A 14,021-nucleotide genomic window follows, 5' to 3' on the forward strand; every position below is an offset into this window, starting at 1 on the left:
TTCAGAGGGGGGCTCCGCAAGCCTTTTTTACAAATTCGTGAAAATAAGTTTTGCGAGGTGCCAGCGCGGGCCGGAAATCAGCCCGCCAGGTCGAACAGGTGGTACTTCTTCTTGCCCAGGCGCAGGATAAAGAAACGGCCGTGCAAGGCCCTGCCGGCAGCAAAAACCCCGGCCGGGTCACCGTTGCTGTCCATCCCCACGGGCTCGCCGTTGACCAGCACGGCATTGCGGCCCAGCGCGTCCTTGACCTGCTTGCCGGATTGGGCCATGCCCGCCTCCACCAGCAGGTGGATCAGGGTCTGCTGGCCAAACTCGCCCGGCAGTGCAGAGCTGGGCAGGCCATCGAGGCGCAGTTGCTCCAGGTCTCCCAGCGACAACTCGGCACTGTCGCCGGAGAAGAGCGCATGCGAAATGCGCTCGGCAGCCTGCAGCCCCTCCTCGCCGTGCACTTCGCGGGTCACTTCCCGCGCCAGGATGCCCTGGGCCTCGGGCCTGCCGGCGCGCTCGCGGTCCGCGGCCTCGACCGCATCGATTTCGTCGACCCCCAGGAAGGTGAAGTAACGCAGGAACTTGTAGACATCCGCGTCGGCGGTGTTCAGCCAGAACTGGTAGAAGGCGTAGGGTGAGGTGCGGCCGGGATCCAGCCAGATAGTGCCGCTTTCGGTCTTGCCGAACTTGGTGCCGTCGGACTTGGTCACCAGCGGCAGCGTCAGGCCGAAGACCTTGCCGCGGTGCTGGCGCCGGGCCAGGTCCACACCGCCGGTGATATTGCCCCACTGGTCGGAGCCGCCGATCTGGAGGGTGCAGCTGTGGCGCTGGTAGAGCTCGGAGAAGTCCATCGACTGCAACAGTATGTAGGCGAACTCGGTGAAGGAGATGCCCTCGCCTTCCCGCTGGATCCGCTGCTTGACGGATTCCTTGTTGACCATATTGTTGACGGAGAAATGTTTTCCTACATCTCTGAGGAAATCGAGCACACTGAGGTCTTTGGTCCAGTCCAGGTTGTTGACGACTGCGGCACTGTTTTCACCACAGTCAAAGTCGATAAAACGGGACACCTGGGCCCGGATTTTTTCCACCCAACCGGAAACCACCTCCGGTGTATTGAGGCTCCGCTCCTGCGCCTTGAAGGAAGGGTCGCCAATCAGGCCGGTTGCGCCGCCAACGAGTGCGATCGGTTTATGTCCTGCCGCCTGAAACCTCTTCAACGTGAGAAGTGGTACTAGACTGCCAATATGCAGGGAATCCGCGGTGGGGTCGAAACCGCAATAGAGTGTGCGACTCTCCGCCAGGTGCTGTGTCAGCTCGCCGTCGCCCGTGGCCTGATTGATCAGCCCGCGGCGGTCCAAGTCTTTAAGCAGTGTCGCATCGACCCCGGCCATGGTTTTCCCTCGTCTATTTCTTACTGAGAACGCCGCCTTGCGGCGGCAAAATGGGCTGCAACATTACCGAATACAGCGGTAAATACAAGATCAGCGGTCAGGTGTAAACCACTGCCAGGGAACCGGTGCAGAGGAACCGAATCATGGATAGACAGGTCAATTACTCCGTGAACAAGGGCGTGAATTTTGTTATAAAGCCGCTTTGGTGTTCGTTTTTTAGGCACGAGATCGTTCCACCAGTAGCAGTAGTACCGACAGTAGCAGTAGTACCGATAGTACCGACAACAATCACAAGCAGCGCCATCCGTTAAGACCATGCACAATCAACGCAAACCGACGCCAGCGCGCCTGCTCGGCGCCCTGCGCCAGCATTTCCCGCGCACCCACGCCCTGGCGGCCGGTGCCGCCAGTTTTGCCCTGGCGCTGACCATGTTCGTCTCCACCCCGGAAGTGGAGGCGCGAAAGCATTCCCTGCCAGTGAAGTTGACGGCGATCGCCGCCGGGGAGGCACCGGCGACGGCGGCAGAAGCACCTGCCGCCGAACCGACCGCAATCGAACCCTCCCTGAGTGAGCGCACGCTGGAGGTCGGGAATGGGGATACCCTCTCAGACCTGTTCCAGCGCGCCGGCATCAGCGCCGCAGAGATGTATGAACTGCTGTCGAGCAGCGAAGAGGCCCAGCAGTTGGCGAAGCTCAATCCCGGCGAGGAGCTGACCTTCCACATCGACAACGACGGGGCGCTGCAGAGCCTGGAAGTCCACCGCGACCGCCTCAACCTGGTGGAATTCTCCCGCGGTAACAGTGGTGTCTACCAACACATCCTGCACCAGCGCCAGCCGGACAGCTACACCGCTTTCCGCCAGGGCGAAATCAACAGCTCCCTGTTCGTGGCCGGCAATGAAGCCGGGCTCAGCAACAACCTGATCATGGAAATGGCCCAGGTATTCAGCTCCGATATCGATTTCGCGCTGGATATCCGCAAGGGCGACAGTTTCAACGTGATGTTCGAGGAGGAATTCCTCGACGGCGAGAAAATCGGCAACGGCGCCATCCAGGCGGCCTCCTTCACCAATCAGGGCAAGACCTTCAGCGCCGTGCGCTACATCGACAGGAACGGCGACGCCAGCTACTACACCCCGGACGGCAAGAGCATGCGCAAGGCGTTTATCCGCACCCCGGTGGATTTCACCCGTATCAGCTCCCACTTCAACCCGCGCCGTCTGCACCCGGTATTCAAGACCCGCCGGCCGCACAACGGCACCGACTACGCGGCTCCCACCGGCACCCCGGTCTACGCCGCTGGCGACGGCCGGGTCGTCAAGGCCGGCTACAGCAAACCGAATGGCAACTATATCTTCATCCAGCACGGCCAGCGCTATATGACGCGCTACCTGCACCTGAGCAAACGCCGGGTCAAAACGGGCGATCGCGTCAAGCAGCGCCAGTTGATCGGCAATGTGGGCTCCACCGGCTACGCCACCGGCCCGCACCTGCACTACGAGTTCCTGGTCAACGGCCACCACCGCAACCCGGCCACCATCGTGCGCAAGCTGCCCAAGGCAAAATCCATCCCCGACTCGGAGATGGCCCGCTTCAGGGCGCAGACACAGCCGCTACTGGCACAGCTGCAGAGCTACGAACAGCCCGCACTGGCGCAGCGCAGCGAAGACAACGAGAACAACAACGTCAACTAACGGACCCCTTCCAGATGCCGGATCTGTATATCGGCCTGATGTCCGGCACCAGCGTCGACAGTATCGACGCGGTGCTGGTCGATTTCGGCGATCGAGAAAACAGCAAACCCAAAATCCTCACCGCTATCGGTCACCCCATAACCTCATCGCTGCGCGAAGCAATACTGGCCCTCTGCGCGCCCGGGCCATCGGAACTGGACCGCGCCGGCCAACTGGACCGGCAGATAGGCCAGGTGTTCGCAGAGGCGGTGCAGACGCTGCTGGCCCGTGCCGGCGTCGACCCCGGCGATGTCTCCGCCATCGGCAGCCACGGCCAGACGGTGCGCCACCGCCCACCGGGCAGCGTGGCCTCGCCCTTCACGATACAGCTGGGCGATCCCAACACCATCGCCGCCCTCACCGGTATCACCACCGTGGCGGATTTCCGCCGCCGCGACATGGCCCTGGGCGGCCAGGGCGCGCCGCTGATGCCGGCCTTCCACCGCGCCGCGTTCGCCACCGACCGCAACCGCGCCGTGGTCAATATCGGCGGCATGGCGAATATTACCGAGCTGGCCGCGGACGGCAGCGTCTACGGCTACGACACAGGTCCCGGCAACGCGCTGCTCGACTACTGGATCGGGCTGCACCAGGGGCATCCTTTCGATCGCGATGGCGCCTGGGCCGCCAGCGGCCGCGTCCACCCGGAGCTGCTGAACCGGCTGATGGCCGATCCCTACTTCGCCGCCGAGCCGCCGAAGAGCACCGGTCGCGAAACCTTCAACCCCAGCTGGCTGGAGCAGGCCTCCGCCGGCCTGCAGATAGCCCCGGCGGATGTACAGGCGACCCTGGCCGAAGTCACCGCGGCCAGCGTGGCCGAGGCCGTGCACCTGTTTGCCGATGGCGGTGAACTGCTGGTGTGCGGCGGCGGCGCCAGGAACAAGGACCTGCTGTCGCGCCTGCGCCGGCGGCTGCCCACCTGGTCCATCGCCTGTACTGGCAGCTACGGTATCGACGCCGACTGGCTGGAAGCGGTGGGATTTGCGTGGCTGGCCCGACAGACACTGCGGGGCCTGCCGGGCAATTGCCCCAGGGTGACCGGGGCGAAAGAGGAGACGGTGCTGGGGGGGATCTATCCGGCCTGACGCCGCGGTCCATCAATGGCCGTGACGATGCCAACAGGCGGGCTCCCCGATTACAGATCAGATGGAGAAAGAGGAGCCACAGCCGCAGGTAGAGGAGGCGTTGGGATTGGTGACCACAAAACGGGAACCGGACAACCCCTCCTCGTAATCGACGCTGGCACCCACCAGGTAGGGGTAGCTCATGGCGTCGACCAGCACCTCGATGCCGTCTTTCTCGACCACGGCATCATCCTCGGCCACCAGTTCGTCGAAGGTAAAGCCGTACTGGAATCCGGAGCAGCCGCCCCCGGTGACAAACACCCGCAGCTTGAGCTCGGGGTTGCCCTCCTCTTCCAGCAGGTTCTTGACCTTGGCCACTGCCTTGTCGGTCACCATTACCGGTTCGGGTGAAAAGGATACAGCTTCAGACATAGGTCTCTCTCAGAACTTACAGGCGCTTACCGCTCGTACAGAAATTATACTGAGCCCCGCCCCAAGGCGGCCATCTTGCTAAAACCCAGAAATTCAGTCAAGTATTGGATGGCCGCGGACCCGGCGCGGCGGGTCCGCAAGTGCCCCGGATGGGGCCGGGAAGGGATCAGTCGGCGTCGATGACCGTCTCTTCTTCGGAAGAGTACTCGATCATGCGCGGCTCGCCAGTGGTGTCCATATCCACATTCGACACCAGCGCGCCGTTGACCTGGGCGCCCTTCACCATCTCGATCAGCTTGTAGTGGACATTGCCCTCCACCATCGCCTTGGAGGACAGCTCCAGGTGGCGCGCGGCGTAGACATCGCCATTCACATTGCCGTTGATCACCACGTGCGGTACGCGAATCTCGCCCTCCACGGTACCGCCGTCGACGATCTGCAGGCGCGCGTCGCTGTCGCTGTGCGCGCTGACATTACCCTTCACCTTACCCTCGACCACCAGGTTGCCGCGGAAGTGCATATCGCCGGACACTTCGGTCTGGCGTGCAATCAGTGTCGTGTGGTTGCTACCGGAGCTGGCCATAGTGCTGTCAACCTTTTCTTTTTTACTAAACATAACTCGTGTCAAACCTCATGCATTCAACGCCGGGCTAGCTCTTCTGCACCAGCCAGCCGTAGCGCTGCTCGATGTTGAAACCCTTGCGCCCGCTGGACTTGAGCGACAATTCCACCCCTTCCGGCTCAAAGCCCTGGGGCAACTGTAGCTCGCCCTCGATATTCTGGAAGTACTTGAAGCGCAAAAGAATCTTTTCGCTGTCCACCTGCCGCGACAGAGCGCTGAGCGGATAGCGTTTTGGCTGTCCATCCTGGCTGCCCACAACGATGAAGGAAGCGTACCCCTTCACCACGTTGTGCCGCGTGGCCGACTGCTGCACCAGCAACTTGTACTGGTAGCGGCGCGCATCGGACGTCTGCGAAATACTGAAGCGGCCGATGGAAACGCCGTCGCTGCCATCGGCCGGGGCCATCAGGCCGCGGTAAAAGGAAATTTCCTGCTTGAGCTCGGCGATGCGGCTCTCTTTCTGCACCAGCTCGGCGCGGACCTTGTCGTTGGCCTGCTCGCCGATGGTCAGGGACTGCTCCGCAGTGGCGACACGCAGGCGCAGCGTCTCATTTTCGCTCTTCAGCTTGTCGAGCTGCCCCAGGGCCGACTCGTGCGCCCGGGATTTCTTGTCGAGACTGCGGCTCAGGTGATACTGGCCGGCGTAGTAGGCCGAGGCCGAGGTCACCAGCGCCAGCAGCGCCGCGCCGACAATGGACACGACTCCGGAAAACGGGCGATGAGGCACCACCTTCATGCGGTACTGCTTGCTGCCTTTGACTTTGCGCGCCATGGAATCCGCTGTGTTGTTCTGGTTATAGGTGATTGGTCGGGGTAAGAGTGCCGATTCTAAGGCAGCAGCGCCGGCCTCTCCAGTGCCAGCGTCTCATTTAACCCGAACATGATATTCATATTCTGAATCGCCTGCGCCGAGGCGCCCTTGGCCAGGTTGTCGATGACCGAAAGCACGACAACGGTATCACGCCCCTGGGGCTGCAATACCGCCAAACGGCACAGGTTGGTACCGCGCACACTGCGGGTCTGCGGGTGGCTGCCGGCGGGCAATACATCGACAAACGGCTCACCCGTATAGCGACTCTCGAACAGCTGCTGCAGTTCCTCGATACCCGTACCTTTTTGCAGGTTTGCGAACAGGGTGGCATGGATACCGCGCACCATCGGCAGCAGGTGCGGTACAAAGGTCACGCGCGCGGCGTCGCTGCCGGCCGGCTGCACCCGGTTCAGCCCCTGCTCGATCTCCGGCAGGTGGCGGTGGCCGCCGGCGGCGTAGGCGCGGAAGTTGTCGCTGTTCTCGGCGAACAGCAGCTCCGTCTTGCCCTGGCGCCCGGCGCCGGTGGCGCCGCTGGCAGCGCTGGCAACCAATTGTTTCGGGTCCACCAACCCCGTCTCCAACAGCGGAATCCAGCCCAACTGGATCGCCGTGGGGTAACAGCCCGGACAGGCCACCAACTGGGCGCCGGCAATATCCGCGCGGTTGACCTCCGGCAGCCCGTAGACCGCCTGCGCCGCCAGCTCCGGTGCCGCGTGCGGCTGGCCGTACCACTCTTCCCAGGTGGGGATATCCACGATGCGGAAATCCGCCGACAGATCCACCACCCGCACACCGCGGCGAATCAACTCCGGCACCTGCGCCTGGGCCACGCCGTGGGGCGTGGCGAAGAACACCAGGTCGCAGCGGCCCAACTGCTCGATATCCGGTTCGCAGAAGGCCAGGTCGCAATGGCCGCGCAGGTTCGGGAACAGTTCCGCCACCGGCGTCCCCGCCAGCGCGCGGGACGTGATCGCAGTCAGTTCCACTTGCGGATGGGCCGTCAACAGCCGCAACAATTCCACGCCCGTGTAGCCGGTCCCGCCGACTATTGCTACCTTGATCACCTTTTACGAATCTCCTGTGCTCGCGCGCCACCGCCCTGCGCGGCGGAAGGCCCCTGTATAATCAGCCCAGCACTCTACCACAAGCTCCGACCCGAATAAGGATGTGTCGTGTCACAGCGCCCCGGCGACCCCGGAAAAAAAACAGCCCCCCTGTGGCCACAGCGCGAGCGCGGCCTGGAAAAACTGCGCCTGCTGCTCTCCTCCCAGGAGGCGCTGGGCCCGCTGGTGGCGATGGCCCTGATCACCGGCATCTGCGCCGGCGCGGTCACCGTGGCCTTCCGCATCGCCAGCGAATGGCCGGCCGGTTTTTTCCTGGCGATCCCCGACCGCTACGAATCCCTGCCACCCCACTGGCGTTTCGGGCTGCCGGTGATGGGGTCACTGATTCTCGGCGGCGTGTATCACCTGCTGCAGGCACGGCGCCGCCAGGTGGGCGTGGTGTATGTGCTCGACCGGCTGCACAACCACCAGGGGCAGATGCCGGTGCAGAATGCGCTACTGCAGTTTTTCGCCGGCGCCACAGCACTGGTCAGCGGCCACTCGGTGGGCCGCGAGGGCCCCGCCGTACACCTGGGCGCCACCAGCGGCAGTTGGGTGGGCGGGCGGCTGAAGCTGCCGCACAACTCGATGCGCAGCCTGTTGGGCTGCGGCGTCGCCGCCGCCATCGCCGCCTCCTTCAACACGCCGCTGGCGGGCGTGGTATTCGCCATGGAAGTGGTGATGCTGGAGTACTCGGTGGCCGGCTTCCTGCCGGTCATGCTGGCCGCGGTGGCCGGCAGCGCCATCGCGCAACTCGCTTTCGGCAACCAACCCGCATTCAATGTGCCCGCCATCCAGATGAACTCACTGGCCGAGCTGCCGGTACTGTTCCTGTGCGCGCTGGTGATCGGCACCCTGTCGGCGCTGTTTATCCGCGCCCAGCGACTGCTGGTGCGGCAGCAGTACCGGCCACCGATGCTGCGCTTCCTGGTAGTGGGGCTGGTCACCGGCACCCTCGGCATCTGGGTGCCGGAAATCCTGGGCGCCGGCTACGACACCCTGGAAATGGCCATGCTCGGCGAACTGGGCCTGACCGCACTCGCCGTCATCGTCGCCGCCAAGCTGGTGGCCACGGCGGTGGGCAGTGGCCTCGGCATTCCCGGCGGCGTCATCGGCCCGAGCCTGTTTCTCGGCGCCTGCATGGGCGGCATCGCCGGCGGCCTCACCAATTTATGGTTGGGCGAATACACCGCCAGCCCCGGCTTCTACGCCATGGTGGGCATGGCGGCGATGATGGCAGCGCTGCTGAACGCCCCCCTGGCCGCGCTGCTGGCGATACTCGAGCTGACCTACAACCCCAATGTGCTGTTTCCCGGCATGATGATGATCGTCGTCGCCTGCCTGGTCAGCCGGCACTTCTTCGGCACCGAAAGCATTTTCCAGGAGACCCTGCGCGCCCTCGACAAGAGCGGCACCCCCAGCTGGCGCCAGCAGATGCTGAGCCGCGTGGGCGTGGCCAGCGTCATGGAACGACGCTTTATCGTCTCCCCGCGCAATGTCAGCGAGGCCGAGGCCACGCGGCTGATCGGGCGGCATCCGCAGTGGATCCTGATCGACCAGCCGGACGAACCCACCCCGCAACTGCTGCGCGCAGCGGACCTGGCGAGCTTCCTGGAACGGGTGCGCGAGGCGCGCGAGGAGGGCCGCGAGGACAAGAAACGCGACGCCGAGGACAATATCGACCTGGTGAAACTGCCCGGCGAGCGCCTGCAACTGGCGTCACTGACCTGGCGCGCCACCCTGCTCGAGGCCCAGCAGAAACTGGACAGCAGCGGCGCCGATGCCCTCTATATCGATCGCGGTCACGGCGGCACACTGGACAAGAGCGCGGCGGGTATTATCCTGCCTGCGCATATCGATAACTATTACCGGAAGTAATCAGCGGGACTCGGGACTCGGGACTCGGGACTCGGGACTCGGGACTCGGGACTCGGGACTCGGGACTCGGGACTCGGCGTAGGGTGCGCCGTGCGCACCATCCGGTCAACGGTGCGCACCCTGCGACTGGATAAGAATTCCGAGATCGGACGCGAAGGCCCCGATGCCGGCCTCTCTTACTCGTCGACCGGATGGATCGCAAACAACTTCAAATCGAGGGGGAATAATCAATGCTGTGGGTCAAAGCCTTTCACCTGGTCGCCGTGGTCTGCTGGTTCGCCGCGCTCTTCTACCTGCCGCGCCTGTTCGTCTACCACGTGGATGCCACCGATGCCGTCAGCCGCGACCGCTTCTGCATCATGGAGCGCAAGCTCTACCGCGGCATTGCCATGCCGTCGATGATCGCCACCATCGCCCTGGGTATCTGGCTGCTGACATACAACTGGGGCTACTACAAGACCGCCGGCTGGCTGCACGCCAAACTGACTTTTGTCGTGCTGCTGATCGGCTACCACCATATCTGCGGCGCCTACGTGCGCAAATTTGCCGCCGGCACGGTGACCAAGAGCGGGCGCTTCTTTCGCGTATTTAACGAACTGCCGGTCATCGTCCTGATCGCAATCGTGATCCTGGCAGTGGTGAAACCCTTCTGACCGTGTTCAGATGGGCAGCAAATCACTCGGGACCGGCGATATGCAGCAACTAAACTGAGATGGACAGCCACCCACACAGACCGACTATGGATACGCACCAACCCGTCGTCCTGACCATCACCCATCACGACCCGAGCGGCAGCGCCGGCATCACCGCCGACACCGAGACCGCCGTCAGCCTCGGCTGCCACTGCACGTCGGTGGTCTCCGCCATCAGCGTCGGCGACACCGGCGAACTGATCGGCGTCGCGCCGGTGGACGACACCCTGCTGGTGGAACAGACGCGCGCAGTGCTGGAGGATATGCCGGTCGCCGCCATCAAGGTGGGCTACCTGGGCTCGGTGGAAAACGTGCGCGCCCTGCACAGCGTGCTGCGGGACTATCCCAATATCCCGGTGATCATCGACCCGGACGCCACCCTCGCCGACAAGGACAGCCTGCTGGCGCCGCCACTGTGGGAGGCGATGACCTCGCTGCTGCTACCCCACGCCACCATGGCCTGCCCCAACCGCCGAGAGGCCTGCGCCATGGCCGTGGAGGCCGACGTGCTGGACGCCATGGCACAGGAGCTGCTGGAGAGCGGTTGCAACTATCTGCTGGTGACCGGCGTGCCCCGCGAACAGCAACTGGAAAACCGCCTCTACGACGAGCGCGGCCTGATCCGCCAGTTCCACTGGGAGCGGCTGCCACCGGCCGCCTACGGTACCTGCGGCACCCTGGCCACCGCCATCGCCTGCCATATCGCCCACGGGCTCACCATCATTGAGGCGGTCACCCGCAGCCAGCAGTTCACCTGGAGCGCCATTGCCGACAGCCGCCGGCTGGGGATGGGACGGCCGATTCCGAACCGGTTTTTCTGGTCGAAAAGGTAGGATCGGGACTCGGGACTCGGGACTCGGGACTCGGGACTCGGGACTCGGGACTCGGGACTCGGGACTCGGGACTCGGTCAGCAGGTTGCACTAACCCGAAAAAGAATACAAAGGCCTGATGTGAAGGCCCCGAGTTACCTGACAGACTCCCGCCGTCAGAGCCCGCAACTCCCCACACTGCTCCAATAGTTTGTAGGACAGCCCCGCGGCCGCGATAATAGCCCGCCAAATCCTCCGAGCAGTCTGCAGATTCCTATGAGCAAATCAGAGCAACTCTTTGCCGAAGCCCAGCGTGTGATCCCCGGGGGCGTCAATTCCCCGGTGCGCGCCTTCCGCGCCGTGGGCGGTACGCCGCTGTTTATTGAGCGCGCCGAGGGCGCCTACCTGTACGATGTCGATGGCAAACGCTATATCGACTATGTGCAGTCCTGGGGACCGATGATCCTCGGCCACGCGCAGCCGGACGTGATCGACGCAGTGACCGAGCAGGTACAGTCCGGCCTCAGCTTCGGCGCGCCCACCGAGCTGGAGACCGAACTGGCAGAGGAACTGTGCCGCCTGTGGCCGAACATGGACCTGGTGCGCTTCGTCAGTTCAGGCACCGAAGCCACCATGAGCGCCATCCGCCTGGCGCGCGGCTACACCGGCCGCGACAAGATCGTCAAATTCGAGGGCTGCTACCACGGCCATTCGGATTCCCTGCTGGTCAAGGCCGGCTCCGGCGCCCTGACCATGGGCGTGCCCTCCTCCCCGGGCGTACCGGCGGCGCTGGCCGACCACACCATCACGCTGAGCTACAACGACGCCGACGGCGTGCGCCGGTGCTTCGACGAGATCGGCGACCAGATAGCCTGCATCATCGTCGAACCGGTGGCCGGCAACATGAACTGCATCCCGCCGGTGCCCGGTTTCCTGGAAACCCTGCGCGAAGTCTGCGACCAGCACGGCGCCGTGCTGATCCTGGACGAAGTCATGTCCGGTTTCCGCGTTGGGCTGACCGGCGCCCAGGGCCACTACGGCATCGAGGCCGACCTCACCACCCTCGGCAAGGTCATCGGCGGCGGCATGCCGGTGGGCGCCTTCGGCGGCAAGCGCGAGGTCATGGAACAGATAGCGCCGCTCGGCCTGGTCTACCAGGCCGGCACCCTGGCCGGCAACCCGGTGGCCTCCGTGGCCGGCCTGGAAACCCTGCGCCTGGTGCAGGAACCGGGACTCTACGAACAGCTCAACGCCAGGACCGAGCGCCTGGTGGAAGGCGTGCTGGCCGCGGCCGCCGAGGCCGGTATCCCGCTGACCGCCAACCGGGCCGGCAGCATGTTCGGCTTCTTCTTTACCGGGGAACCACAGGTGACCAACTACCAGCAGGTCATGGCCTGCGACACCGAGCGCTTCAACCGCTTCTTCCACGGCATGCTCGAACAGGGCGTCTACCTGGCGCCGGCGTCCTACGAAGCCGGCTTCATGTCCGCCGCCCACTCCGACGAGGATATCGACGCCACCATCGCCGCCGCGCGCAAGGTCTTCGCCGACCTCGCCTGACGGCGGCCACAGGCCCGCAGATACTGCGGGCCTTCCCTTCCACCAAGCTTCTCCCGCATTTCCCTACAATCTCGCTTGCAGATTTCTACGCTTCCCCGTAAAAATGTATACATTTTTCAAAAGGTATACATTGTGCAGCGATCCATCTGGGCGGATACCAGTCTGTCCGCCGTCAGCGCCGGCTTCGTCGCCGTACTGGTGGGCTTCGCCAGTTCCGTGGCCATCGTCTTCGAGGCGGCCCGCGCCGCCGGGGCCGGCGAGGCGGAAATGATCTCCTGGGTCGGCGCCCTGGGGCTGGGTATGGGCCTGACCTGTATCCTGTTCTCCTGGTACTACCGGGCGCCGGTGATTACCGCCTGGTCCACTCCCGGCGCGGCGCTGCTGGCCACCGGCCTGGCCGGTGTGCCCATGAGCCAGGCCATCGGCGCCTTCCTGTTCAGCGCGCTGCTGACGCTGCTGCTGGGCCTGTCCGGCGCGTTCGAGAAGGTCATGCGGCGCATTCCCACACCCATCGCCAGCGCCATGCTGGCCGGTATCCTGGTGCAGTTCGGACTGTCGGTGTTCACCTCGCTGCAGACCAGCCCGCAGTTGGTGGGCGCCATGCTGCTGACCTACCTGGCCGGGCGGCGCTGGCTGCCGCGCTACGCGATCATCCTGGTGCTCTTGGTAGGGTTTGGCGCCAGCTGGCTGCTGGGGCTGCTGCAGTTCGGCGAGCTGCACTGGGCCCTGAGCAGACCCGTGTGGGTGGCGCCCGAATTCGAGCTGGCCACGCTGCTGGGCGTCGGCCTGCCGCTGTTTATCGTCACCATGACCTCGCAGAATATTCCCGGCGTCGCCACCCTGCGCGCCAGCGGCTACGAGCGGGTGCCGGTATCGCCGGTGATCAGCGGCACCGGCCTGACGTCGCTGTTGCTGACGCCGTTCGGCGGTTACGCCTTCAACCTGGCGGCGATCACCGCCGCCATCTGCACCGGCCCCGAGGCCCACCCGGACCCGGGCAAGCGCTACACCGCCGGCATTGCCGCCGGAATTTTCTACCTGCTGTTCGGCCTGTTCGGCGCCGGCGTGGTGGCCCTGTTCGACGCCTTCCCGCGCGCACTGGTGGCCAGCCTTGCCGGACTGGCGCTGATCGGTACCATCGGAACCAGCCTGGAGGGCGCCACCCGCGATGCCGACCGCCGCGAGGCGGCGCTGATCACCTTCCTGATCACCGCCTCCGGCGCCTCCTTCTTCGGTATCGGCGCCGCCTTCTGGGGTTTGCTGGGCGGCCTGGCCAGCGACTGGATCATGCGCAGGGGAAGTTGAATGACTCTCTACGAGCAGATCAAATCGGACCTGCAGCAGGGGCGCCTGCGCCCCGGCACTGTCCTGAAGCAGACGGAACTGGCGCAGCGCTACAACGTCAGCCGCATCCCTGTTCGGGATGCCCTGCAGCGATTGAAGAGCGAGGGCTGGCTGGCGCCGCACGGCAAGCGCGGCGTCGCCGTGCCGCAGTTCGACCCGCTGGAAGTGGAGGACCTGTACTGGATGCGCGCACAGCTGGAACCGCTGCTGTTGCGGTTCGCGGCGGACAGGCTCAGCGGCGAAACACTCGGCCGCGCGCGGGATATTCTCGACTCGATGGAGCGGCAGCCGGACCTGTCCGCGGCCGCCATCGGCGACCTGAACTGGCAGTTCCACGCCTGCCTCTACCGCGCAGCGCAGCGCTCCACGCTGTTCGCGACGGTGGAGCAGCTGAATCGCCAGTACGAACGCTATATCGGCTACCAGTCCCGCAGTCTCGACTACCAGCGCACCAGCCAGCGGGAGCACTACGCCATGCTGGATGCCCTGCAGAAAGGCGATGGCGAAGCCGCCGCGACGCTGCTGGAACGGCATATTGCCGCCGCCGGGCGCAAACTGCTGGCGCACCTGCGCGACAGCAGATCCTGA

General features: G+C 64.6%; 13 protein-coding genes. 8 read left to right on the top strand and 5 right to left on the bottom strand.

The genetic code is table 11. The annotated features are described in order from the left end of the window. Positions 1–77: 77 nt before the first annotated feature. Positions 78–1,382 (bottom strand): tyrosine--tRNA ligase, encoded by a 1,305-nt coding sequence (gene tyrS / locus MWN76_RS10685; protein ID WP_250461406.1) that lies wholly within the window; start codon positions 1,380–1,382, stop codon positions 78–80. Positions 1,383–1,697: 315 nt separating this feature from the next. Here tyrS and MWN76_RS10690 point away from each other — a divergent pair, with 315 nt between their 5' ends. Beyond that, on the top strand, positions 1,698–3,077 hold the full coding sequence (locus tag MWN76_RS10690) for a peptidoglycan DD-metalloendopeptidase family protein (RefSeq protein WP_250461407.1): 1,380 nt from the start codon (positions 1,698–1,700) through the stop codon (positions 3,075–3,077). A gap of 14 nt (positions 3,078–3,091) precedes the next feature. After that, the gene (locus tag MWN76_RS10695; protein WP_250461408.1) at positions 3,092–4,201 is read left to right on the top strand and encodes an anhydro-N-acetylmuramic acid kinase; all 1,110 of its coding nucleotides are present in this window, start codon (positions 3,092–3,094) and stop codon (positions 4,199–4,201) included. Positions 4,202–4,258: 57 nt separating this feature from the next. On the opposite strand, the gene erpA is transcribed toward MWN76_RS10695, so the two are convergent. The 4 genes from erpA to argC all read right to left on the bottom strand — a co-directional run bounded on the left by erpA (position 4,259) and on the right by argC (position 7,109). Then, positions 4,259–4,612, bottom strand: a complete 354-nt coding sequence (erpA, locus tag MWN76_RS10700) for an iron-sulfur cluster insertion protein ErpA (protein ID WP_250461409.1) — start codon at positions 4,610–4,612, stop codon at positions 4,259–4,261. A 166-nt stretch (positions 4,613–4,778) separates the two neighbouring features. Further along, positions 4,779–5,228 carry a bactofilin family protein gene (locus MWN76_RS10705; protein ID WP_250461410.1) on the bottom strand — a complete coding sequence of 150 codons (450 nt, stop codon included), beginning with the start codon at positions 5,226–5,228 and terminating at the stop codon, positions 4,779–4,781. A gap of 34 nt (positions 5,229–5,262) precedes the next feature. Continuing rightward, the gene (locus MWN76_RS10710; RefSeq protein WP_250461411.1) at positions 5,263–6,006 is read right to left on the bottom strand and encodes an Atg14 domain-containing protein; all 744 of its coding nucleotides are present in this window, start codon (positions 6,004–6,006) and stop codon (positions 5,263–5,265) included. Between the two features lie 56 nt (positions 6,007–6,062). Continuing rightward, positions 6,063–7,109 (bottom strand): N-acetyl-gamma-glutamyl-phosphate reductase, encoded by a 1,047-nt coding sequence (gene argC / locus MWN76_RS10715; RefSeq protein ID WP_250461412.1) that lies wholly within the window; start codon positions 7,107–7,109, stop codon positions 6,063–6,065. Positions 7,110–7,217: 108 nt separating this feature from the next. Here argC and MWN76_RS10720 point away from each other — a divergent pair, with 108 nt between their 5' ends. From MWN76_RS10720 to MWN76_RS10745, 6 genes are all read left to right on the top strand, one after another. Beyond that, the gene (locus MWN76_RS10720) at positions 7,218–9,026 is read left to right on the top strand and encodes a chloride channel protein (protein ID WP_250461413.1); all 1,809 of its coding nucleotides are present in this window, start codon (positions 7,218–7,220) and stop codon (positions 9,024–9,026) included. Positions 9,027–9,256: 230 nt separating this feature from the next. Then, complete coding sequence (hemJ, locus tag MWN76_RS10725) at positions 9,257–9,679, top strand: protoporphyrinogen oxidase HemJ (RefSeq protein ID WP_250461414.1); 423 nt, start codon at positions 9,257–9,259, stop codon at positions 9,677–9,679. 86 nt (positions 9,680–9,765) lie between these two features. Further along, entirely contained in the window at positions 9,766–10,551 is a 786-nt protein-coding gene (gene thiD / locus MWN76_RS10730) for a bifunctional hydroxymethylpyrimidine kinase/phosphomethylpyrimidine kinase (RefSeq protein WP_250461415.1), read from the top strand. 254 nt (positions 10,552–10,805) lie between these two features. Continuing rightward, positions 10,806–12,089 carry a glutamate-1-semialdehyde 2,1-aminomutase gene (gene hemL / locus MWN76_RS10735; RefSeq protein ID WP_250461416.1) on the top strand — a complete coding sequence of 428 codons (1,284 nt, stop codon included), beginning with the start codon at positions 10,806–10,808 and terminating at the stop codon, positions 12,087–12,089. Positions 12,090–12,221: 132 nt separating this feature from the next. Continuing rightward, positions 12,222–13,394, top strand: coding sequence for a benzoate/H(+) symporter BenE family transporter (locus MWN76_RS10740; RefSeq protein WP_250461417.1), 1,173 nt, complete (start codon positions 12,222–12,224; stop codon positions 13,392–13,394). Beyond that, positions 13,395–14,021: a GntR family transcriptional regulator gene (locus MWN76_RS10745; RefSeq protein WP_250461418.1), complete on the top strand. Its 627-nt coding sequence runs from the start codon at positions 13,395–13,397 to the stop codon at positions 14,019–14,021.

This window comes from Microbulbifer litoralis (assembly GCF_023634065.1).
Classification (GTDB): Bacteria; Pseudomonadota; Gammaproteobacteria; order Pseudomonadales; family Cellvibrionaceae; genus Microbulbifer; species Microbulbifer litoralis.

Coding starts and splice junctions, on each gene's coding strand:
- tyrS (WP_250461406.1), bottom strand. CDS start 1,382: ATGGCCGGGGTCGATGCGACACTGCTTAAAGACTTGGACCGCCGCGGG.
- MWN76_RS10690 (WP_250461407.1), top strand. CDS start 1,698: ATGCACAATCAACGCAAACCGACGCCAGCGCGCCTGCTCGGCGCCCTG.
- MWN76_RS10695 (WP_250461408.1), top strand. CDS start 3,092: ATGCCGGATCTGTATATCGGCCTGATGTCCGGCACCAGCGTCGACAGT.
- erpA (WP_250461409.1), bottom strand. CDS start 4,612: ATGTCTGAAGCTGTATCCTTTTCACCCGAACCGGTAATGGTGACCGAC.
- MWN76_RS10705 (WP_250461410.1), bottom strand. CDS start 5,228: ATGTTTAGTAAAAAAGAAAAGGTTGACAGCACTATGGCCAGCTCCGGT.
- MWN76_RS10710 (WP_250461411.1), bottom strand. CDS start 6,006: ATGGCGCGCAAAGTCAAAGGCAGCAAGCAGTACCGCATGAAGGTGGTG.
- hemJ (WP_250461414.1), top strand. CDS start 9,257: ATGCTGTGGGTCAAAGCCTTTCACCTGGTCGCCGTGGTCTGCTGGTTC.
- thiD (WP_250461415.1), top strand. CDS start 9,766: ATGGATACGCACCAACCCGTCGTCCTGACCATCACCCATCACGACCCG.
- hemL (WP_250461416.1), top strand. CDS start 10,806: ATGAGCAAATCAGAGCAACTCTTTGCCGAAGCCCAGCGTGTGATCCCC.
- MWN76_RS10745 (WP_250461418.1), top strand. CDS start 13,395: ATGACTCTCTACGAGCAGATCAAATCGGACCTGCAGCAGGGGCGCCTG.